This is a genomic window from Nannocystis sp., assembly GCF_016714285.1.
In the GTDB taxonomy this organism is placed as follows: Bacteria; Myxococcota_A; Polyangia; order Nannocystales; family Nannocystaceae; genus Nannocystis.
The window spans coordinates 299759-320048 of the sequence record NZ_JADJNN010000001.1 but is presented as its reverse complement, the minus strand read 5'-3'; the positions used below and the strand labels follow the sequence as shown (position 1 = coordinate 320048).

Below are 20290 nucleotides of genomic sequence, written 5' to 3'. Positions count from 1 at the left end.
GCTCCGGTCACTCGCTTGCACAGGCGCAGCACCTCCTCCGCATGTTCGGTCGCACCCCAGCCTTTGTCCTCGCCGTCCTGCTCGCCGCGCCGGTGCTCTCCGCCTGCAAGAACGTCCAGATGATCCCCGGCACGGAGGTCCCGGACACGGCCGACAACCGGGAGATCTTGCAGGTCCTCGAGCGCTTCCGCGGCGGCTTCGTGCGTCAGGACCCGGCCGTCATCCTCTCGACCGCGCACCCGACCTACTACGACGAGTCCGGCACCGATGACCCGAGCGACGACATCGTCTTCGAGGAGCTCGGTCAGACTCTCGGTCGCCGCATCGCCCAGATCGAGTCGGTCCGCTTCACCATCGAGTACCTCGATGTCTTCATCCGCCGCGATCGCGCCACGGTGCACGTGTGGATCGACGCCAGCTTCCGCATGAAGCCCGTGCTCGGCGACGACGGCCTGCCCCGCGTCAGCGCCCGCGTGGTGCCCAAGCAGGACTTCGCCAAGTTCGAGCTCATCCGCGAGGGCGACTCGTGGCTGATCACCAAGGGCATCTGACCCGCCCCCCGAGCTTGCGCTGGCCCGCCGTGGGCCCGCCGTGGGCCCAACCGTGGGCCCGCCGTGGGCCCGCCGTGGGCCCACCAGTTCGCTAGAAAGCCTGCCCGGCCGACAGCATCAGCTTGTTGGACAGCTGGAACAGGTCGCTCTCGCGCTCGACCAGGCGCGGCGAGTGCTCGATGACCTCGTCCAGCGGCGTCACGATCACCCGCGTGCCGCGGGTCCCGACCATCACATCACCCGCGATCGGCTCGCCGTGGGCCAGTCTGCCGAGCTGCGCGACGTCGGCCGCGGCCGCCCCGAGCAGGCCCGCCAGCGTGTTGTCCAGCGCCGAGGGGCTGCCACCCCGTGCGACGTGGCCGACCGAGTTGATCCGGGCCTCCATCGCGTGTCCGAGGATCTCCTGGATCGGCGCCGCCGTCTCGATGCGCCGCGCCAACCGCTGCGACCAGTCGGCGCCCGCACGCTTGAGCACGCCCTCGGCGACGACGATGATGAAGTAGCGGTAGTCGCGACGGACCCCGGCGATGAGGCGACGGATGAGCTCGTCCTGGTCCCAGGTCTCCTCGACCTCCGGGATCGCCACCGCCGCGGCCCCGCCGGCGATCGCCGAGGTCAGGGCCAGCCAGCCCGAGGTGTTGCCCATCACCTCGAGGATGATCGCCCGCCGGTGCGACTCGATCGTGTCACGCAGCTTGCGGATCGCGTCGACCACGTTATTGAGCGCGGTGTCGTAGCCGATCGAGAATTCGGTGCCGTGGAGGTCGTTGTCGATCGTGCCTGGCAGGCCGATCACCCGGAAGGGCCGGCCGGGAAAGGTCTCGCGATAGGCCGCCGCGATCGCCCGCGCGCCGCGGAAGGACCCGTCGCCGCCGATCACGATCAGGCTCTCAACGCGGGTCTGGAACAGGTTCACCGCCGCGACCCGCAGGAAGGCCTCGCGCGCGGCCAGGCGCTCCGCCAGGTCGGGGGCGTCGGCCGGCGGCATGTACAGCTCCGGCACGCGCCCGGTGCCGAGGAAGGTGCCGCCGCGGTGGATGATGTCGCGGACGTCCTTGCGGTCGACGCTCCGGTCGGAGGCCGAGTCGAGGCGGCGCGCGAGGCCGCGAAAGCCGTCACGAAACAGCATCAACTCGCAGTCCGGCGCCCGCATCTTGAGGCTGCGAAAGGCGGCGCGCACCGCTGCATTCATGCCGGGGGCGTCGCCCCCACTGGTCAGGATCCCTACACTCATTCGCTGGCCTCGGCTCCGGGGGCGGGAGTATACCGGAGCGGTGTCGGTTGCCCAGATCTTGCGAGGTCTCGCGCTCGGCTGGTCCGCGGCGCTCGTCGCCTGTCGCCCCTCCGTGGTGGCGCCCACCGTGGCACCCACGGCTGCGGTGTGCGTCGCCGAGACGCTGAGCCCGGCGCCTCCTCCGACGCCCGCCGACGCGCTGGCGGCCCTCGTGCGCGCCCGCTACGACAAGCAAGAGCACCGCGTCCGCATGCGCGACGGGGTCGAGCTGTTCACCGCCGTCTACACGCCGAAGGACCGCTCGCGCAGCTATCCGATCTTGCTGCGACGCACGCCGTACAGCTGCGCGCCCTACGGCCCGGACGCCTTCCCGCACAGCCTCGGTCCGAGCGCCCCCTTCGCCGAGGCCGGCTACATCTTCGTCGTCCAGGACGTGCGCGGCACCTTCATGTCCGACGGTGAATTCGTCAACATGCGCCCGCACCGGCCGATCAAGGCCGGACCCGCCGACATCGACGAGTCGACCGACACCTTCGACACGATCGCCTGGCTGGTCGCCAACCTGCCGGGCAACAACGGCCGTGTCGGCATGTACGGCGTCTCCTACCCCGGCTTCTACGCCGCCGCCGGCATGATCGACGCCCACCCGGCCCTGCGCGCCGTCAGCCCGCAGGCGCCGATCGCCGACTGGTTCTTCGACGACTTCCACCACCACGGCGCCTTCTTCCTGCCGCACACCTTCAACTTCTTCGCCAGCTTCGGCCAGCCTCGCAGCGGCCGCGTCACCGCGTGGAACCAGGGCTTTCGTCACCCCACGCCGGACGGCTACCAGTTCTTCCTCGACGCGGGCCCGCTGCGCGAGCTCGAGGCGCGCCACCTCAAGGGCCAGATCGCGTTCTGGCGCGAGGCGGCCCGCCACCCCAACTACGACGAGTTCTGGCAGTCGCGCGCCCTCCTGCCCCACCTCAAGAAGGTCGCGCCCGCGGTGCTCACGGTCGGCGGCTGGTTCGACACCGAGGACCTCTACGGCCCGCTGCACATCTACGCCGCGATCGAGCGGCAGAACCCCGGGATCGCCAACGCGCTGGTGATGGGCCCGTGGGGCCACGGCGGCTGGACCCGCACCACCGGCGAGCGCCTCGGCGACATCAGCTTCGGCAGCAAGACCTCCGAGCACTACCAGCAACACATCGAGCTGCCTTTCTTCGAGCACCACCTCAAGGACGCTCCCGCTGGCGATCTGGCCGAGGCCAGCGTGTTCGAGACCGGCGTCAACCGCTGGCGCGGCTTCTCGCAGTGGCCGCCGCCGACCCGGCCGCGGACGCTGTACTTCGGTGACGGCGAGGCGCTGCTCGACGCGGCCCCGGTCGGGCCCGGCTTCGACGAGTTCATCAGCGATCCGAACAAGCCGGTGCCGGCGACCCAGGACATCCACACCGGCATGCCGAAGGAGTACATGACCGAGGATCAGCGCTTCGCCTCGCGCCGACCGGACGTGCTCGTGTACCAGACGCCGCCGCTCACCGAGGACCTCACGCTCGCCGGGCCTCTGCTCGCCGATCTGTGGGTCTCGACCACCGCCGGCGACGCCGACTGGATCGTCAAGCTGATCGACGTGCTGCCACCGGACACGCCCGATCCCGAGGGCCTGCGCCGCGGCGTGCACCTCGGCGGCTACCAGATGCTGGTGCGCAGCGAGGCCTTTCGCGGCCGCTTCCGCGACAGCTACAGCGAGCCCAAGCCGTTCACGCCCGGACAGCCGACGCAGGTCCGCGTGCCGCTGCAGGACGTCATGCACACCTTCCAGAAGGGCCACCGCGTCATGGTCCAGGTCCAGAGCACCTGGTTCCCCTTCGTCGATCGCAACCCCCAGCGCTGGGTCGCCAACATCTTCGAGGCCACGGAGAAGGACTTCCAGCGGGCCACCCACCGCGTGCACCGCGGGCGCGCGCGGGCCTCGAAGATCACGCTGCCGGTGCTCGCGCCATAGATCGCGTTCAGCGAGCGAGGCGCTGGGCCCGGGCGATGCGCCGGTACATGCGACCGGCGCCTTGCCAGTGCACCGGGCAGAGGTCGTGGTGCTCGCCGGATCGCAGCTCGACGACGAAGGTCTCGCGCTCGTCGGGCGGGCGGGTCTCGACGTGGATCGCCTGGATCTCGCGCACGGGCAGCGGCACCCGCCGGCCGCGCGCGCGGATCGTCAGGGTGCGCCCGAACAAATACGGCGTGCGCGGCAGCAGCACGCGCAGGGCGTTGTCCAGCCACATGAACAGCCACCATGCGGCGAGCGCCAGGACCACGCGGACGATCCAGCCGCGCCCCGCCGCCAGGGCGAGCCACGATTCGGGCAGGCGCACGAGCAGCACGACGATCAGGATCATCAGCGCGAGCACGGTGACCGCGAGGTCGGTGAGCTTGCCGCTCCAGTCGTCGGGCCGCGCGGTGCGGAGGCGGATGAACATCGCCTACTCGGTGAACACGTCCAGCGAGTACGAACCACCCTCGACGCCGCCCTGGTCGACGACGACATAGTAGGTGCCAGGCGCCTCGAAGAACTGGTTGATCTCGACGACGTTGCTGCCGGTCAACTCGGCCGAGCTGCACTGTACTTCGGTCGCGCCGCCGCAGCCGGTGCGCAGGCTCAGCACCGGCTTGAAGCTGTCGTCGGCGGTGACGCGCATGTTGATCGAGCCCGGATAAAGACGTTGAGCTGGAACATGTTCTCAGCGCCCGGACCCCCGCAGGCGCCGTCGACCTGGCCCTGGCGCCGACCGAAGCTGTTCGCCCATGCGAAGGAGCCGCCCGGCTTCTGATCGATCACGCTCGGGTGGATCGGGCAGGCGGCGACGCCCGGGTCGCCGTAGAGCAGCTGCATCGTGTAGTGGCCGTCGGTGCCCTCGGGCGAGTCGATGGTGATCGTGTAGCTGTGGCCGGTCTCGGCGAAGAAGTGCCACAGGTCGCCGGCTGCCACGGGCGTCGCGCACACCTGCGGAAACACATCCTCCTGGCATCCGTCGCGCGTGACACGGAGCGTCGGCGTGAACTCAGATTCGGGGATCACCACGAGGACGTCCACGTTGAAGGTGGGCGTGACGATGTAGCTGTCCTCGGGGCCAGCATCTGGATCGTCCGCCGCGTCGCGTCCGCACCAGCCGCGCACCTTGCCGGGACCAAGCAGGCGCCCGCGCACCTCGAAGTTGGCGAAGGGCAGCACGTAGGGCGTGTCGCAGCTGCCCTCGCGTGGGTCGGCCTCGGTGTCGAGGCCGGAGGTCTCGTCGCCGCCGGACTCGTCGTCGTCGGCGTCGCTGCGCAGGCCGCATGCGGCGAGGGCGAGCGCGCCGACGAGGGCGAGGCGGGGCAGGTCCGATCGGGGCTTCACGCGGCCCAGCATAGCCCCGGGCGTTTTCCGGCGTCAAAAACTGCCATCTGCCGGCTCACAGGCGCCACATCGACTCGACCTGGAGCTGGATCCGGACCCGTCCGCGCCAGCTGGAGCGCGCTGGCAAGTAGAGGCAGGCCACGCGCTCGCCTGGCGCGAGCCCGGGGTGCTGCTCGGCTTGGCTGAACGCGATCGCCTCGAAGACCAGGCCGCCCTGGCGCAGCAGGAGACCGAGGTGGCGCTGCTTGAGCACCCGCACCCGCTCGACCACCGCCGACTCGCAGAGGTAACGCGGGGGGGCGAATCCAACCCCGTACGGGCCGAGGCCCTCGAGGCTGGCGAGCATCGTCTCGTCGAGCGCCGAGAACTCGAGGGCGCCGTCGTGGAGGACGGCCACGTCGCCGGGGAGCCGCCCGCCGAGCTGCAAGCCGACCGCGGCGTCGAAGCCCTCGACGAGCGCCGGCACGTCAGCCAGCGCCATGCTGAGGCCAGCCGCCGCCCGATGCCCGCCGAAGCGGCGCAGCAACGGGGCGCACGCACGCAGGGCCGCGAGCACGTCGACCTCTCCGTGTGTCCGCACCGATCCGCGGGCCTCGCCCCGCTCCGGGTCGAACGCGAGGACCAGCGCGGGCCGGCGATAGCGGGCGACGATGCCGGCCGCGGCGATGCCGACGATGCCGTGCAACCACCGCTGGTGGCCGATGACGATGCCATGGCGGAATTCGGTGCGCGGGTCGGCGGCGAGCAGGGCCATCGCCTCGCGCACGATCTCGTCCTGGTGCTCGCGGCGGTGGCTGTTGAAGCCCTCGACCCGCTCGGCCATCGCCCGCGCCTCGGCGACGCTGCTGGCGCGCAACAGGCGGAGCGAGGGCTCGGCGGGCCCAAGTCGGCCCGGGGCGTTGAGCCGCGGCCCGAGGCGAAAGCCGAGGTGGCCCTCGTCGATCGCCTCGTCGGCGCCGACGCCCGCGTACTCGAGCAGGGCACGCACACCGGGCCGCCGCCGCTGACCGACCACCTGCAGGCCGTGACGCACGAGGATGCGGTTCTCGGCCACCAGCGGGACCATGTCGCAGACGGTGCCGAGCGCGACGAGGTCGAGCCACTGGCGCGGATCGGGCAGCGGCGTGCTGACCTCGCGGGCCAGCGCGCTGCGCAGCGAGGCGCACAGGTAGAAGGCCACGCCAGCGCTGCACAGGCCCTTGAACGGGAAGGCGCAGCCGAGCTGATGCGGGTTCAGCAGCGCCGCGGCGGGCGGCATCTGCTCGGGGACCTGGTGGTGATCGATGACGATCGTCGGGATCCCGTGGCCGGCGAGCCAGCCGAGGGCGTCGTGATCCGAGGTGCCGCAGTCGCCGGTCAGGACCATGCGCACGCCGGCCTCGCGCAGCAGCTCGGCCTCGGCACGCGAGAAGCCGTAGCCGCCCTCGCGGGTCGCCACGCGGGCGACGACCTCGACGCCGAGCGCCTCGAGGTACGTGGTGAGGATCGTCGTGGTGGTGACGCCGTCGACGTCGTAGTCGCCGAACACGCCGATCCGCCAGCGCTCACGCCAGGCCGTGCGCAGCAGATCGATCGCCGCCTCGAAGCCCGCCATCCCCGAGGGCGGCCGCAGATCGGCGATGCGCGGGCGAAGGAAGCGCTCCTGCTCGTCGAGCGCCGTGATGCCGCGGCCGAACAGGATCTGGACCGCGGGCTCGGCGACGCCGAGGCGGGCGGCGTGCTCGCGCACCCGCTCCGGCTGCGGCGGCGCGCGCAGGGCCAGGCGCGGCGCCGCGGAGTCGCCGGGCTCGCCCGGGACCTCGATGCGGTCGTACTGCACAGCCGCGGCCTCGGCCCGCGCCGATCGCCCGGCTAGCACCGCCGCCGCACGGACGGCCGGACCCGGCTCGGCACCCGGCGTCTCGGCGCGCGTGAGGGGCGGACGGGGGCTCATGGGGCGGCGCTCACGACCGGAGCATCACACACATTCGCTCGCCCGACCCGCCCCCAAGGGACCGATCACAGCTGCGTCACGACGACGGTCGCTGGCGCCGACGGCGGCGGCTGGCCTTGCCCTCGCCGCCCTCGTCGCCGCCCTCGCCCGCCGAGGCGCCCGCGGACCCTGCGCCCGGATCGGCGTCCGGGTCGACCAGCTTCTCGGCGCGCAGCTTGGCGGCCTGGGCCTCGAGCGCCGCGATGTCACCGCCCGTGATCTGCCCGTCCGCGCCGATCTCCATGTTGCTCCCGGCGCCGAGCAATGTGCCGGTACCCGCCGCGGCGTCAGCGGCCTCGGCCGCCTCGAGGTGGCCGAGCCCGCCGTAGAAGCGGCGGTTGACCCACAGGAACACCGGCGTGGCGATAAACAGCGACGAGTAGGTGCCGACGGTGATGCCGATGAACAGGGCGAACGCGAAGTCCTTGATGGCGCCGGTGCCGAGCGCCCAGGTGGCGATGACCACCAGCAGCGTGGTCCCTGAGGTGAGGATCGTGCGGCTGAGGGTCTCGTTGAGCGCCGTGTCGGCGGTCTCGACAATGTCCTCGCCGCGGTGCAGGGTGACGCGCTCACGGATGCGGTCGAACACGACGATGGTGTCGTTGATCGAGTAGCCGATGATCGTCAGCAGGGCGGCGATGGTCTGGAGGTTGAACTCCTTCCAGGTGAGGGCGAAGGCGCCGATCGTGATCGCGGCGTCGTGCGCGAGGGCGACGATGCCGCCCGGCGCGTAGCGCAGGTCGAAGCGCAGCATCACGTAGAGGAAGATGAAGCCGATCGCGTAGAGCAGCGACTTGATGCCGTCGTTCTTGAGCTGGTTGCCGACCTTGGCCCCGACCGTCTCGGACGACACGATGTCGGCGACAGTGCCGGCTCCGAAGGCCTTGTCGAGGTCCTCCTCGATCTTGGCGCCGATGCCGATGAGGCTGAGCTCGACCGGGAACTCGCCGAGCTTGCCGGTGCCCTTGTCGACCTTGCCCTCGCAGCCCGCCTTGCGCAGCAGGGTCTCCAGCTCGCTGTAGATCGGCTGGGCGTCGAAGAGCATGAACATCTTGCTCGCGCCATCGGTGTACGAGAAGCGCTTGAGCTTGGCCTTCGGGTAGGCCTCGACCGCGACCTTGCAGGCGTCGCCCTGGGCCTTGTCGATGCTGGCCACGTCCTTGACGTGGACCAGGATCTGGTTCTGCGCGTCCGGCACGGTGACGGCCGAGACGCCCTCGTAGCCGGCGGCCTCGAGCGCCTCACGGACCTCCTGGATCGGCACCTCCTTGTCGGCCGCGAGGGCCACGCGGACCGCCGAGCCGCCCGCGAAGTCGATGCCGAAGTTGAGCACCTGCCCGCGGGTGCTGTAGTTGAAGACCATCGCGGCGATCGATCCGAGGATCAACAGCACCGAGATGACGATGAAGTGCCGCGCGGTGCGGACGAACGGGTACTTGGTGCCCGGGGGGATGAGCTCGAAGAACTTCATGGCGAAGGTCCCGGGGTCAGATCGACACGCGGTCGAAGCCGCGGCGGTTGGCCTGGAAGTCGAAGAACAGGCGGGTGCAGAAGACCGCCGTGAAGATGGATGTGGTGATGCCGATCAGCAGGGTGATCGCAAAGCCACGGATCGGGCCCGAGCCGTCCTGCCACAGCACGATGCCGGCGATGGCGGTGGTCAGCTGCGAGTCGAGGATGGTGGTGAAGGCGCGGTCGTAGCCGGCCTCGATCGCCGCGCGAGCGGTGTAACCGTCCCGCAGGAGCTCGCGGATGCGCTCGTAGATGATGACGTTGGCGTCGACCGCCATGCCGAGGGTGAGGACGATGCCGGCCATGCCAGGCAGGGTCAGCGTGGCCTGGAAGAAGGCCATCGCCGCGAGGATCAGGAGGACGTTCAGGATCAGCGCGAACACGGCGATGACGCCGGCGATGCGGTAGTAGACGCCGGTGAACAGGACCACCGCGCCGAGGCCGAAGACGAAGGCCCAAAAGCCGCTCTCGACCGCGTCCTTGCCGAGGTCGGCGCCGACGCGGATCTCGAACTCCTTGACCAGACGGGCCGGGAGGCTGCCGCTCTTGAGCACCTTGACCAGGTCGTTGGCGGCCTCGCGGACGCTCTGGCCCGGGGTCTGGCCCATGGTGATGCGGACGTTGCCGCCGGGGATGCGGTCGTTGAAGACGGGGTCCGAGCTGACCTCGTCGTCGAGCATGATCGCCATCTTGCGGCCGATGTTCTCGCCCGACATCGCCTCGAAGCGGTCGGCGCCGGCACGGTCGAGCTTGAGGTTGACCTCGGGGGTGCCGGTCTGGGAGTCGAAGCCGACGTTGGCGGTGACGATGCTCTCGCCCGTCACCTCGGCGCGCGACTTGACGACGTAGGTGCGCCAGATTGCCTCGGGCTCGGCGCCGCGGCGGGTCACGATCGGCTGGATGCCGTAGGCGACCATGTGCGTGGCCGGCAGGCGCCACTCGGGGGGCAGGTTGTCGAAGAAGGCCTCGAGGTTGGCGCGCTCGCGGGCGTAGAAGGCGTAGGGCTCCTTGACGGTGAAGCCCTTCTCGTTGCCGTAGTCGCCGGTCTCGTTGACCGCGATGCCCATGCCCTCGGTGACCATACCGGCCTCGTAGAGCGCCCGCAGGTAGGGCTTGCCGGTGTCGCCGAACGGGGTCTCGTCGTCGACCATGCGCATCTCGAGCACCGCGGCGCGCTCGATGACCTTGAGCAGGCGGCGGAAGTCGCTCGACTCCTCGAGCACCTTGTCGCGGGCGGCCTCGGAGATGCGGAGGTTGACCACGTCGGGGCTGCCGCCCGCGCCGGCGTCGTCGGCGAGGATCTCGAGCTCGAGGCCGAGGCGGTCGTCGTTGAGCTTGTCGTTGCGCAGGCCGTCCTTGAAGGCGCTGGCGAGCAGCTCGCGGGCGGTGGTGCCGGGCACCGTCAGCTTGAAGGCCTCGGGCTCCCGGGGGCTCTCGGCGACGGTGATCTGACCGGCGCCCGCGGCGAGGAGGATCGGTCGCAGCTTGGCGATCAGGTCCTTGCGGGCCGCCTTGATCTCGGTGGTGGTGTCGCTGAGGCCCGGCAGCTCGATGACGATCTGGCGGTTCTTCGGGTAGATGTTGGGCTCGGCGATGCCCATCGCGTCGATGCGGCGGCGCACCGTGTCGAGCGCCTGGCTGACCGCGGAGCTGCGGTTCTCGGCCAGGCGGGCGTCGAGCATCTTGAGGTGGATGACCCCGCTGGCCTCGTCCTGGGTGTCGACGCGCTCCATGTCCGAGAGCGCGATGCCAAGCACGTCGTCCTCGGCGGTGGCGATCTGGGTCGGGTCGGCGAACTTGATGTCGACGCGATCGAGGCCGACGCGCTGGGCGTCGACGATGACGTTCTTCTTCTCCTTGAAGGCCGACTGCAGCTCGCTGGCGATCTGCTCGAGCTTGTTCTCGAGGGCCTCGTCGACGGCGACCGAGTACTCGAGGTGGAGGCCGCCCTGGAGGTCGAGGCCGAGCTTGAAGCGGCTCTTGAAGGTGGTGGTGATCCAGGCCGGCAAGTCCTTGTCGCGGCCGAGGATCTGGGCGATCGAGGGCACCACCATGAGGATGCTGAGCCCGATCAGGGTGAGCAGCAGCAGCGCCTTGGTCTTGAGGAAGCGACGCATGGGGCTCTAGCTCCGAACCTCGGTGCCGTCGGTCTTCACGACCGTGCCGCTGACCGCCGGCGGCTCCCACTTGTCCGCGATCTCGGCCTTCAGGACCTTGATCTTGACCTTGTCCGCGATCTCGACGAGGACGATCTGATCCTCGATGCTGGCCACGCGGCCGAGGATCCCGCCGTTCAAGCGCACCTGGTCGCCCTTGTCGAGCTTGCTCAGCCGCAGCTTGCGATCCTTCTCCAGCTTGCTCTGCGGGCGGATGACCAGGAAGTAGAACACCCCGACCATGAGGATGATCGGCAGGAAGCCGCTGAAGGGGCTGGCCGCGGCGGCGGCACCTTCGGCGAGGAGGAACAGGGTGGTTGCAAGCATGGCGGTCGCTCGAGTGGGGGCAGTATCTACCGGCGGCCCGGGCTTCTGACGGCCACGGGTGCCCGCGGGCGCGTGCAAAAACGCAGGCGGGCGCCTGCGTGGGTCGACCGCAGGGGCCTATCAGGAAGCCGCGCCGGTGTCACTGGCTTTGGCGGCGGCTTTGGCGGCGTCCGGCTCGCGGCTCGCCTCGGAGCCGCCCGCGGGTCGGCTCGAACTTGGTTGAGGACCACGCAGATAATGCTCCGTGATGATGTCCGAATACAGCGCACTGACCTCGCCGAAGCGGCCCTCCCGCAGGGCCGTGCGCAGGGTCCCGACCCACTGATGGAAGAAGTAGATGTTGTGGATCGTGGCCAGGCGGCCGTAGAGCGGGTCGTTCTGCTCGTGGAGGTGGCGGAGGTAGGCCCGGCTGTGGCTGCGGCAGGCCCGACAGGCGCAGCCGGGGTCGGCCGGCTCGGGGTCGTCGCGGAAGCGGGACTGGCGGATGTTGAGCCGGCCCGCGAAGGTGAAGAGCTGACCGTTCCGGGCGTGGCGGCTGGGCATCACGCAGTCGAACATGTCGACGCCCGAGCGCACGGCGGCGAGGAGGTCGTACGGCGTGCCGATCCCCATGACGTAGCGCGGGCGCTCCGCCGGCATCTCCGGGGCGATCTCGGCGAGGGTCGCGTGCATCTCCGGGATCGGCTCGCCGACACTGAGGCCGCCGAGCGCGAGGCCCTCGAAGGGCAGGCCGGCGAGCTCGGCGAGGTGCTGTCGACGCAGGCGCAGGTCGGTGCCGCCTTGTACGATCCCGAAGCAGAGCTGGTCCGCGGCGAGGATCGCGGGGCGCAGCTCGAGCGCGCGATGGGCCCAGCGGGTGCTGCGATCGACGGCCTGACGCATGAGCGCGGGGTCGGCGTCGCCGGGCGGGCAGTGGTCGAGGATCATGCAGATGTCGGAGCCGAGCGCGGCCTGGGTCCGCAGCACGCTCTCCGGGGTCATGCGGTGGCGTGAGCCGTCGAAGTGGGTCTGGTAGTCGACGCCGGTGTCATCGAGGCGCTGGAGCCCGCGCAGGCTGAACACCTGGAAGCCGCCGCTGTCGGTGAGGATCGGTCGGTCCCAGGCCATCATGCGGTGGAGGCCGCCGAGCGCGGCGACCCGCGGCGCGCCGGGGCGATGGCCGAGGTGGTAGCTGTTGCCGAGGATGATCTGCGAGCCGCAGGCGCGCAGGTCGTCGGGGTCGAGGCCCTTGACGGCGCCGTAGGTGCCGACGGGCATGAAGCAGGGCGTGTCGATCGGGCCGTGGGCGGTCCACAGGCGACCGGAGCGGGCGTCGCCGTGGCTGGCCAGCAGCTCGAAGCTGCCGGGCGCCCGCGGCTGCAGCTGGGCGTTGCAGGCCAGATCGGCGCAGGGGTCGACGCGGGGGATCTCGCTCATGCGGCGGGCAGGCATGCCACGCGCATCGGCGCGAGACAAGGGGGCCAGGCGTGACGCTCACACGTGGCAACAATCAGCGTTGCCACCAACATGATTGCCGCGGTCGTTGGCCGCGTGACGCTCACACGAGCATGCAGTCGCCGTAGCTGTAGAAGCGGTAGCCGGCGCGCACGGCCTCGCGGTAGCCGGCGAGCACGCGCTCGCGGCCGCCGAGGCTGCACACCAGCATGAGCAGCGAGCTGCGCGGGAGGTGGAAGTTGGTCACGAGGCGGTCGACGACGCGGAAGCGGTGCTCGGGGGTGATCACGAGGTCGACCGGGCCGCTGTAGGGGACCAGCTCGCCGTGCATGGCCGCGACGGCCTCGAGCGCGCGCGTGGCGGTGGTGCCGATCGCCACGATCGGGCGGCCGTCGGCGCGGGCGGCCCGGATGCGGGTGGCGGCGGCGTCCGAGATCTCGGCCCGCTCGGCGCCGACGCGGTGGTCTCGCACGTCGGCGGCCTCCATCGGCAGGAAGGTGCCAGGCCCGACGTGCAGGGTGATCCGCACGAGGTCGAGACGCGCGAGGACCTCGGGCTCCCAGTGCAGCCCCGCGGTCGGTGCAGCGACCGACCCAGGCTGGGCGGCGTACAGGGTCTGGTAGCGCTCGAGGTCGCGGGCGTCGGGGCCAGCCTCGCGGCGGATATACGGCGGCAGCGGGGTCTCACCGACGCGATGCAGGGTGGGCAGGAGCTCGCCGGCGACGACCTCGAAACCGCGCGCGCGCGGGTCGACGGGATCCGGACCGATGTAGATGCAGGTGAAGTCGAGGTCGTCGAGACGGTCGCCAGGGCGGAGGTGGCGGGCGCCACGGACCCAGGCCGAGAAGCGGCCGCCGACGCCGAGGCCCGGACGCGGATCGCAGACGAGGAGCTCGAAGCGGCGAGCACCCGGGCCGCGGAGGTAGACGCGGGCGGGCACCACCTTCGAGTCGTTGAGGACGACGAGCGCCGCGGGCGGGAGGAAGCGCGGCAGGTCGCGGGCCGCGGCGTGCACCCACGCCGGGGCAGCGCCGGGGTCACCGAGCACCAGCATGCGCGCGTCGCCGCGCCGCTCCGCAGGGTGCTGGGCGATCTGAGCGGCGGGCAGATCGAAGTCGAAGGCCTCGGGACCGATCATACGCGCGGCCTGCCATTGCACAGGCAAGGCCGCGACACAAGCGGTGGACGCACGCGCGGCGAGCATGGCCGGTGTCGGGCACCGGTGGCATGCTGCGCCCGTGTCGCTGCCCCGCCCGCTCGCCGTGGCCCTGGCCCTGCTGTGCGCAGGCCCGGTCGATGCGGCCACGCCACGGCCTCAGCCAGGCGAAAGCGCGGCGCAGCAGCTGCACCGGCGCGGGGTCCACTGCATGGAGGAGATCGAGCGGCCGGAGTGTGCCATTGAGCACTTCGAGGCGCTGCTGGAGGAGCGCACCGAGGACCGCGAGCTCATCACGGACGCGCTGCTGCGGCTCATCAAGCTGTACGAGAAGGCGGGCGACGACGAGGCGGTGAAGTCGGTGATGCGCCGCTTCTGGGATGCCGGACGCGGTCGCATGCGCCGCGGTCACCTACCCTACACGACCCGCTTCTTGCCCAACGACTTCGACATGCTCGCGGTCGCCAACATGACGCGCATGATGCAGGCGCCGCTGACCCGGCGCCTGCCGCCGGAGCTCCGCGAGTACGTGCTCACCTGCGACGACGCCCGTCGGCGCGAGCTCGACGACCTGCGGCTGTATCGCCGGGCCGACGAGCAGGCCCGGGCGAACAACAAGTCGCTGCAGGCGACGCTCGACGAGCTCAGCGCCGCGGACCGCAAGTCCGATGCGGCCCGGCGCAAGCGCACGGCGGAGCGCGACCAGCAGCGCAAGCGCCAGCCGAAGCCGGTGTTCGCCGACGGCATGTGCGCGACGGCCCTCGCCCTCGGCGACGCGACGGTCGAGGGCTGGACCCGCGTCGCACTCGGCTTCCATCACGGCGACTTCGCCCGCTCGGTAGCGATCGCCGAGATCAAGGGGCTGGCCGAGCGGGTGGCCGCTGGCGTGGCCGCGGGGCGATTGATCCCGGTGGACGCGAACACCTGGACGATCGCTGGCCAGCTGTACGAGGGCGGGGCGGTGCAGGTCGCCAGCTTCGAGCAGGACGAGCTGGTCATCGCGCCGCAGCGCGTGATGCCAGCGATCGCGGCCAGCCATGCCCGCGGCAAGCGCAGCCTGTCGCGGGAGGTCGAGCGCCTGGTCCTCGGCGTGCCGGTCGACGCCGGCTTCTTCGCGGTCGCCACCGAGGCCGCGATCCGCGAGCTCGGCTTCTCCGGGATGTCGAGGGGGCGCCGCAAGCTGCTCGAGATGCTCCTGCCCCACCCCGAGGGCGTGCAGGTCGCGGGCGTCGTGCACGAGTACTTCGGGCTGTTCATCCGCATGCCGACCGACACGCCCGTCAAGGCCGGGATGCTCGTCGACATCGCCCGCCGCATGATCGCCAGCCAGTCGGAGTCGGACGCCGAGACGGCGGAGACGCTGCGCCTGCTCGACGTGGCCCAGGCGACCGACCGCCGCGCGCTGCTTCTCGGCTACGTGCTGACGCCGGGGCAGATCGAGCAAGCCCTGCTCAAGTGAGGCGAACACAGGATCGCCGGCCTCGCAGCGACGCGCCGGCTGTGGCAGCCTGGGGCGGTGCTTGTGCTCCTCGCCGTGCTCCTCGCGCCGCCGTCGGCCACCGCTCCGACGGCGCCCGCGATCGCGCCCACCCTCGAGGCCTCGCAGGTGGAGGCCGACCTCGACGCGGTGCTCAGCGAGCGCGGCAAGGCCTACCTCGAGGCCCGCGCGCGCCTCGAGGCCCGGCCGGCGCTCGCCGCCCCGCGGATCGCCGAACGCCTGCGCCGAGTGCCCGCACCGACGCCCGCCGACGAGCGTCGCCTGCTCGCGCTGCTCGCCGGCATGGCCCGCAGTGAGGACCTCGAGATGTTCGCGACCCAGCTGCGCCGAGACGTCGCCGCGAGCCACCACCAGACGCCCGGCGCGCGCGACGAACTCCGCGCCGCGGCGCCTTGGCGGACGATCCTCCGGGAACAGGGCGCCGCGGCGCTGCCTGTGTTGACGGCGCTGGTCGGTGACCGCGAATTCTCGCCCGAGCTCCGGGCCCTGCTGATCGCCGACATGGTCGGGGCGACCCCGCCGGAGCGCCTGCCCGAGCTGGTCGCGCTGGTCGGGGCGGGCGCGCCGGAGCTGCGCGTCGCGCTGCGCCAGGCGCTCGGCAAGCGGGCGCAGACCAGCGCGAGCGAGCGCGCCGCGTTGATCGCCGCGGTGGAGGCCGCGATCGCCACGGGCGATCCGCCGCGCCGCGCCGCGCTGATCGGACTGCGCGCCGCGATCGCTGCAGACAGCGACGGCGAGTTCACGGCGGCGATGATCCGCGAGGCCGGGGACGAGGCGGCGCCCTTCATCGTGCGGGTCGCGGCGCTGCGCGTCCTGCTGACACGCGCCGCCGACCCAGCGGTACAGGCGAGCTTGCAGGGCCTGGCCGCACGTCACCTCGATCCGGCTGTGCGCGAGCGACAGGCGAGCGAGATCCTCGGAGCGCTCGCGCTGCAAGGGCTGGCCGGCGCGGTCGCCCGCGGGCTGGTCAATCGCCTCGCGCTGCTCGCCGCCGACGCGCCGCGGATCGCCAGCGTGGCCTACGGCGCGGCCGACCTGCCCGCTGGCGGCGAGTGGTTGACGACGAGTCAGACCCACCCCTGGCCCGAGGTCCGCAGCGCAGCCCTCGCGCGAGTGGCGGGCCCTTGCGGCGCGCCGGTGGTCAAGCAACTGGCGAAGATCGCCGACGCCACCGGACGCCACGGCGAGGCCGAGGCGATCGTCGCGCGGGAGGCGATCGCCGCGCTCGGACGCTGCGGCGGCGAGCAGGCCCGTCGCGCGCTCACCGATCTGCTCGACGCCGCCGATCAAGAGGGCGATCGCCGGGCCGAGGCGGGTCGCCAGTTGATCAAGTACTTCGGCAGCGTCGGCGCCGACGCGGCCGCGGCCGCCCTGAACCGCACGCCCGACACGGGCCTGGCGCTCCGCCTGCTGCGGGCCTTGCAGCGGAGCGATGTGGCGGCCACGCCCGCGGTTCGCGAGGCCCTGTGCAGCGCCACCGAGGCGGTCGAGACCGCGGCCGCAGCACGCCAGGCGATCGCTGCGCTGCTGCCGGGTGAGGACGCGCCGTGCGGCGAACGCAGCACCCCTGAGCGGCCGGACCCGGAGAAGCCGCGGGTGTATATGCAGTAGGAGAGGCCCCCCTGGGCCACAGATGGCCCAGGGACGGGGCATTGCCGGTCGCCGCGAAGCGCCGTAGCCTCCTGCCCCGCCCATGGAACGGCCCAAGCTCCGCAAGCTCGACCGCACAGTGCTGCGCCGCGGTGACGAAGTCCTGGTCGTGCTCCGCGACCCGCTTGGGATCAGCGAGCCTGCCGCCTTCGCGCAGGAGGCCACGCAGGTGCTCGACATGCTCGACGGTCAGCGCACACCCGCACAGCTGCGGCAATCACTGCTCCTGCGCGGGCGTATGGATCTCAGCCTCGAGGATGTCCTGGGTCTGCTCACCGAGCTCGGCGACGCTGGCTTCCTCGACGACGACCGCTTCCGCGGCATGTGGGAGGCCACGCGTCGCGAGTTCATGGCCAGCGCAGTCCGGGCTCCGCGCTTCGCCGGCCTGCTCTACCCGGCCGATCCGACGGCCCTACGCGCCGCGCTGCGCGACGCCCTACCCGACCCTGCGGCTCGCCTCCAACCCGGCAGCGAGGTCATCGGTGTACTGCTGCCCTACCAGCCGATCGAGGGCCGGGTCGCCGCGCTGGTGAACACTACGCTGCAGGGGCTGCCCCCCGCCGATGCGCTCGACCTGGTGGTGCTGCTCGGCACCGATCACCATCCAGGTCGCTTGCCCTTCGCCATCACGGACAAGGCGTACGACACCCCGCTCGGCCAAGTAGCGAACGCACGTGCGGTGGTCGATGCGCTCGATCGGAGGCTGCCGTGGATCCGCCGCGAGGAGCTGCGGCACCGTGAGTCGACCAGCCTCGAGCTCGCCGCGCTCCTGTTGCGTCATGTCTATGGCGACGCGTGCCCGCCAGTGCTGCCGGTGCTGTGCGGCCAGGCCGCGCTTGGCACTGGTGAGGAGGAGACGGCCACCGACGCCTTCCTCGCGACAATGGAACATGTCCTCGAGGGCAGGCGCGTGTTGTGGTGGATCTCGGCCGAGTTGAGCCACGCCGGCCCCGCCTTCGGACGCCCCGCGCTCGCGCCTGAAGGCGTGCGTGCGCTGGCCGAGCGCGACCTCGGGTGCCTCGACTCGCTGTGCGCCGGGCGACCCGAGCAGCTCGCCGCTCGCTGCCTGGAGAACGACGATCAGCTCGGCCACCCGAGCGGCGCGGCGGCCCTCTCGACGCTCGCCCGCCTGCTGCCCGTCGGCTACCGCGCCGAGTTGGTCGAGTACCTCACGGCACGTCCGCCGGGCCCCGACGAGGGCTGGCTCGGCCTGGTCGGCATGCGCTTCCGCGGCGTCGCCCCTGTCGACGACGACGAGTGAGCCTCACGCTGGTGCGCCTGCGAGACGGATCGCCAGGTCGGCCACTTGTTCCGCGGTGAGTGGCAGACTCGCCTGTCCGTCGGCTGCGCTCTGAGCAGCGATGCCGTAGATCAACGCGATGATCGCCCGGGCGAGGACCACCGGGTCACCTGCGAAGCCGCCGCGCAACACGAGGTCGACGTAGCGGGTCCGCATCATCGTGAGCGAGTGTTCGGAACTTCTCGCGAAACTCGGGATTTTGGCTGGCCATCGCTATCATCAGGTTGCAGAAGCGGGCCTCATCGGGGCTCTGCTCGAGCGTCTGCACGTGGGTCAGCACCAGGGTGCGCAGCGCCCTATCGGCCGGCTGGTCGGTGTCCTGCGCGGCGTCCCAACGATCCTGAAGCGCCGCGAACTGGGCCTCCAGGATGTCGTGGAACAGCGCCTCTTTGGCCCGATAGTGGAAGTACACCCCTCCCTTGCTGAGGCCCGCCTCGCGGGCGATGTCCAGGAGACGTGTCGCCGCGAAACCACGGCGAACGAAGCACCGCGTCGCGGCAGCACGGATCTGCTGCTTGCGCTGCTCATCAGGTTTGATGCGTGTCGTCACTGCTCCCCACCCTCCCGGCGCCCTACGACGCCCCTACGCTGGGAACACGCTAGCGCGAGGTCCGGTGGGTTTGTCCAGACGGAGCCGCAATTTTCCTGCAGGAGCGGCCCGGAGGGCCCATTTCGCGGTACCCAGGCGGGCCCGGGCCCGGGGGCCGGCCCGCAGGCAAACTGGCCTACAGGGCGTAATCAGCCCGATCTGCGGGCGATCTCGTAAGAATCGGGCGCGGGCTCGGCCGGTGCAATTTGACACCTGCACCCACCTTTAGCGTTAATAGGGGTTCGGGTCACCCGTCTTTGGCCCCCGAGGTTTTATGCGCAACGTTCGCTCGGCTCTGCTTGTTGCCGCCGTGGGTCGGATGGGCCTGACGGCCTGCTCCTTCTCCTCCTCCCGATCGTGGGGCTCCGGAAACGGGAGCACGGCCAACCCCAATGGCGCGGGCAAGCCGGCCCATCACTCGCAAGGCAAGCCGGCCCATCACGTCGCAGACAGCGGCAAGCCGGCCGCCCACACTCCGACGCCGCAGCCCGCCGTCGAGCCGAAGCCCGCTCCGGAGACGCCGCCCGCCGCTGACAAGGAGCCGACACGTGTTGGTCGTACCGACGAGCCGGCCACCGCATCGATCGGCGTCACCAACAGCACCCTGACCTCGAAGCCGAGCAAGCCGGAGCCGACTCCGAGTGGCACAATCGGGGTCGCCTCCAGCCCGCAGGCCGAAAACCCCAAGGGCCTCAAGCCTGCCCCGGCCAAGCCCGCAGCGCCGGTCAACAAGCTCGCGCCGGCGAAGTGAGCGTGGGCGCATCGGCGCCGAAGAACATCGACCCGAGCCGGTATCCGGCCCGGGTCGAGTTGCTTGTGGCGAGGTCGCGTTTGATCGTCAATCAGCTACACGCCAGGGTCACGAGCCGGTACGCGTCGAGCTGGCGCCGCGAACCCGAGCTCGCTGCATCGGCGCGGGCGCTAGATCATACTTGACCCCATCGGCAGGCTCGCCACTGCCATCCATCGGATCATCACCGAGCTCGTCATCGTCATCGTCGAGCAGATCGTCGCGGTGCGTGAAGCGGCGGCGCTCGATCGGCACTGCGTCATCGTCATCGTCGTCGCTGCTGTTGAGCTCCGGCGACCCCGGCAGCAGTGTGAGGCGCTCACTGTCGTTGTTCGCATCGACGCCAACGGAGCTCGCGGTGCCACGCTTACCCTTGCCCGCGCTCATCGGCGCAGCGCGGAGGTTCAGGTGCTGACGGAGCTCGGTGCCGGGACGAAAATCGATCGTGAAGGCGGCGTCGATCGTCATCGGCTCGAGCGTACGGGGGTTGATGCCCTTGCGAGCGCTGCGCTTCTTCTTGGTGAAGGTGCCGAACGCCGGGAAGGTGAAGCGCGGGCACTGCGTGCGTGTGACTCGCGCCCGCACGAAGTAGGCCCCGAGTTCCTCGAAGGCGAGGTCGAGGATCTGGCCAATGCACTTCTTGGTGACATCCGGCGGGAGCTCGCGTGAGCGTGCAATCTTCTCGATGAGTTCAGCCTTGGTCATCGGTCAGCACCGCCAGCGCGGACCCAGGACTTTAGAA

General features: G+C 71.0%; 17 protein-coding genes and 1 pseudogene. 6 read left to right on the top strand and 12 right to left on the bottom strand.

All coding sequences use genetic code 11. From position 1 onward, the window contains the following. Nucleotides 1-41 precede the first annotated feature (41 nt). On the top strand, nucleotides 42-551 hold the full coding sequence (locus IPJ59_RS01370) for a hypothetical protein (protein WP_293269446.1): 510 nt from the start codon (nucleotides 42-44) through the stop codon (nucleotides 549-551). A gap of 91 nt (nucleotides 552-642) precedes the next feature. On the opposite strand, the gene IPJ59_RS01365 is transcribed toward IPJ59_RS01370, so the two are convergent. Next, on the bottom strand, nucleotides 643-1731 hold the full coding sequence (locus tag IPJ59_RS01365) for a 6-phosphofructokinase (RefSeq protein WP_463673342.1): 1089 nt from the start codon (nucleotides 1729-1731) through the stop codon (nucleotides 643-645). 94 nt (nucleotides 1732-1825) lie between these two features. Between IPJ59_RS01365 and IPJ59_RS01360 the strand changes: the two genes are divergently transcribed. Then, complete coding sequence (locus IPJ59_RS01360) at nucleotides 1826-3775, top strand: CocE/NonD family hydrolase (protein WP_293269444.1); 1950 nt, start codon at nucleotides 1826-1828, stop codon at nucleotides 3773-3775. Between the two features lie 7 nt (nucleotides 3776-3782). On the opposite strand, the gene IPJ59_RS01355 is transcribed toward IPJ59_RS01360, so the two are convergent. From IPJ59_RS01355 to queA, 9 genes and pseudogenes are all read right to left on the bottom strand, one after another. Then, on the bottom strand, nucleotides 3783-4247 hold the full coding sequence (locus tag IPJ59_RS01355; protein ID WP_293253784.1) for a hypothetical protein: 465 nt from the start codon (nucleotides 4245-4247) through the stop codon (nucleotides 3783-3785). 3 nt (nucleotides 4248-4250) lie between these two features. Further along, nucleotides 4251-4466 (bottom strand): hypothetical protein, encoded by a 216-nt coding sequence (locus IPJ59_RS01350; RefSeq protein ID WP_293269442.1) that lies wholly within the window; start codon nucleotides 4464-4466, stop codon nucleotides 4251-4253. Beyond that, the gene (locus IPJ59_RS01345) at nucleotides 4427-5164 is read right to left on the bottom strand and encodes a hypothetical protein (RefSeq protein ID WP_293269441.1); all 738 of its coding nucleotides are present in this window, start codon (nucleotides 5162-5164) and stop codon (nucleotides 4427-4429) included. Before IPJ59_RS01345 ends, IPJ59_RS01350 begins: the two co-directional genes overlap by 40 nt. Before the next feature lie 55 nt (nucleotides 5165-5219). Continuing rightward, nucleotides 5220-7097, bottom strand: a complete 1878-nt coding sequence (gene recJ, locus IPJ59_RS01340; RefSeq protein ID WP_293253778.1) for a single-stranded-DNA-specific exonuclease RecJ — start codon at nucleotides 7095-7097, stop codon at nucleotides 5220-5222. Between the two features lie 76 nt (nucleotides 7098-7173). Beyond that, on the bottom strand, nucleotides 7174-8607 hold the full coding sequence (secF, locus tag IPJ59_RS01335; RefSeq protein ID WP_293253775.1) for a protein translocase subunit SecF: 1434 nt from the start codon (nucleotides 8605-8607) through the stop codon (nucleotides 7174-7176). 16 nt (nucleotides 8608-8623) lie between these two features. Further along, nucleotides 8624-10765, bottom strand: a complete 2142-nt coding sequence (gene secD / locus IPJ59_RS01330; RefSeq protein ID WP_293269440.1) for a protein translocase subunit SecD — start codon at nucleotides 10763-10765, stop codon at nucleotides 8624-8626. Nucleotides 10766-10771: 6 nt separating this feature from the next. After that, entirely contained in the window at nucleotides 10772-11131 is a 360-nt protein-coding gene (yajC, locus tag IPJ59_RS01325; RefSeq protein WP_293253769.1) for a preprotein translocase subunit YajC, read from the bottom strand. A 252-nt stretch (nucleotides 11132-11383) separates the two neighbouring features. Further along, nucleotides 11384-12547: pseudogene (gene tgt, locus IPJ59_RS01320) on the bottom strand (tRNA guanosine(34) transglycosylase Tgt); the annotation flags it as partial. 121 nt (nucleotides 12548-12668) lie between these two features. Next, entirely contained in the window at nucleotides 12669-13703 is a 1035-nt protein-coding gene (queA, locus tag IPJ59_RS01315) for a tRNA preQ1(34) S-adenosylmethionine ribosyltransferase-isomerase QueA (protein ID WP_293269438.1), read from the bottom strand. A 100-nt stretch (nucleotides 13704-13803) separates the two neighbouring features. On the opposite strand from queA, the gene IPJ59_RS01310 reads away from it, so the two are divergent. The 3 genes from IPJ59_RS01310 (at nucleotide 13804) to amrB (ending at nucleotide 18130) form a co-directional block, all read left to right on the top strand. Beyond that, the gene (locus IPJ59_RS01310) at nucleotides 13804-15180 is read left to right on the top strand and encodes a hypothetical protein (RefSeq protein ID WP_293269437.1); all 1377 of its coding nucleotides are present in this window, start codon (nucleotides 13804-13806) and stop codon (nucleotides 15178-15180) included. A gap of 57 nt (nucleotides 15181-15237) precedes the next feature. Next, a complete protein-coding gene (locus tag IPJ59_RS01305; protein WP_293269435.1) occupies nucleotides 15238-16830 on the top strand; it encodes a hypothetical protein in 1593 nt (530 codons plus the stop codon). 82 nt (nucleotides 16831-16912) lie between these two features. Beyond that, complete coding sequence (gene amrB / locus IPJ59_RS01300) at nucleotides 16913-18130, top strand: AmmeMemoRadiSam system protein B (protein ID WP_293253754.1); 1218 nt, start codon at nucleotides 16913-16915, stop codon at nucleotides 18128-18130. 145 nt (nucleotides 18131-18275) lie between these two features. On the opposite strand, the gene IPJ59_RS01295 is transcribed toward amrB, so the two are convergent. Then, the gene (locus IPJ59_RS01295) at nucleotides 18276-18719 is read right to left on the bottom strand and encodes a TetR/AcrR family transcriptional regulator (protein WP_293269433.1); all 444 of its coding nucleotides are present in this window, start codon (nucleotides 18717-18719) and stop codon (nucleotides 18276-18278) included. 313 nt (nucleotides 18720-19032) lie between these two features. Here IPJ59_RS01295 and IPJ59_RS01290 point away from each other — a divergent pair, with 313 nt between their 5' ends. Continuing rightward, complete coding sequence (locus tag IPJ59_RS01290) at nucleotides 19033-19509, top strand: hypothetical protein (RefSeq protein ID WP_293269431.1); 477 nt, start codon at nucleotides 19033-19035, stop codon at nucleotides 19507-19509. Between the two features lie 108 nt (nucleotides 19510-19617). Here IPJ59_RS01290 and IPJ59_RS01285 read toward each other — a convergent pair whose 3' ends face one another. Further along, on the bottom strand, nucleotides 19618-20253 hold the full coding sequence (locus tag IPJ59_RS01285) for an HU family DNA-binding protein (protein WP_293269430.1): 636 nt from the start codon (nucleotides 20251-20253) through the stop codon (nucleotides 19618-19620). Nucleotides 20254-20290 lie beyond the last annotated feature (37 nt).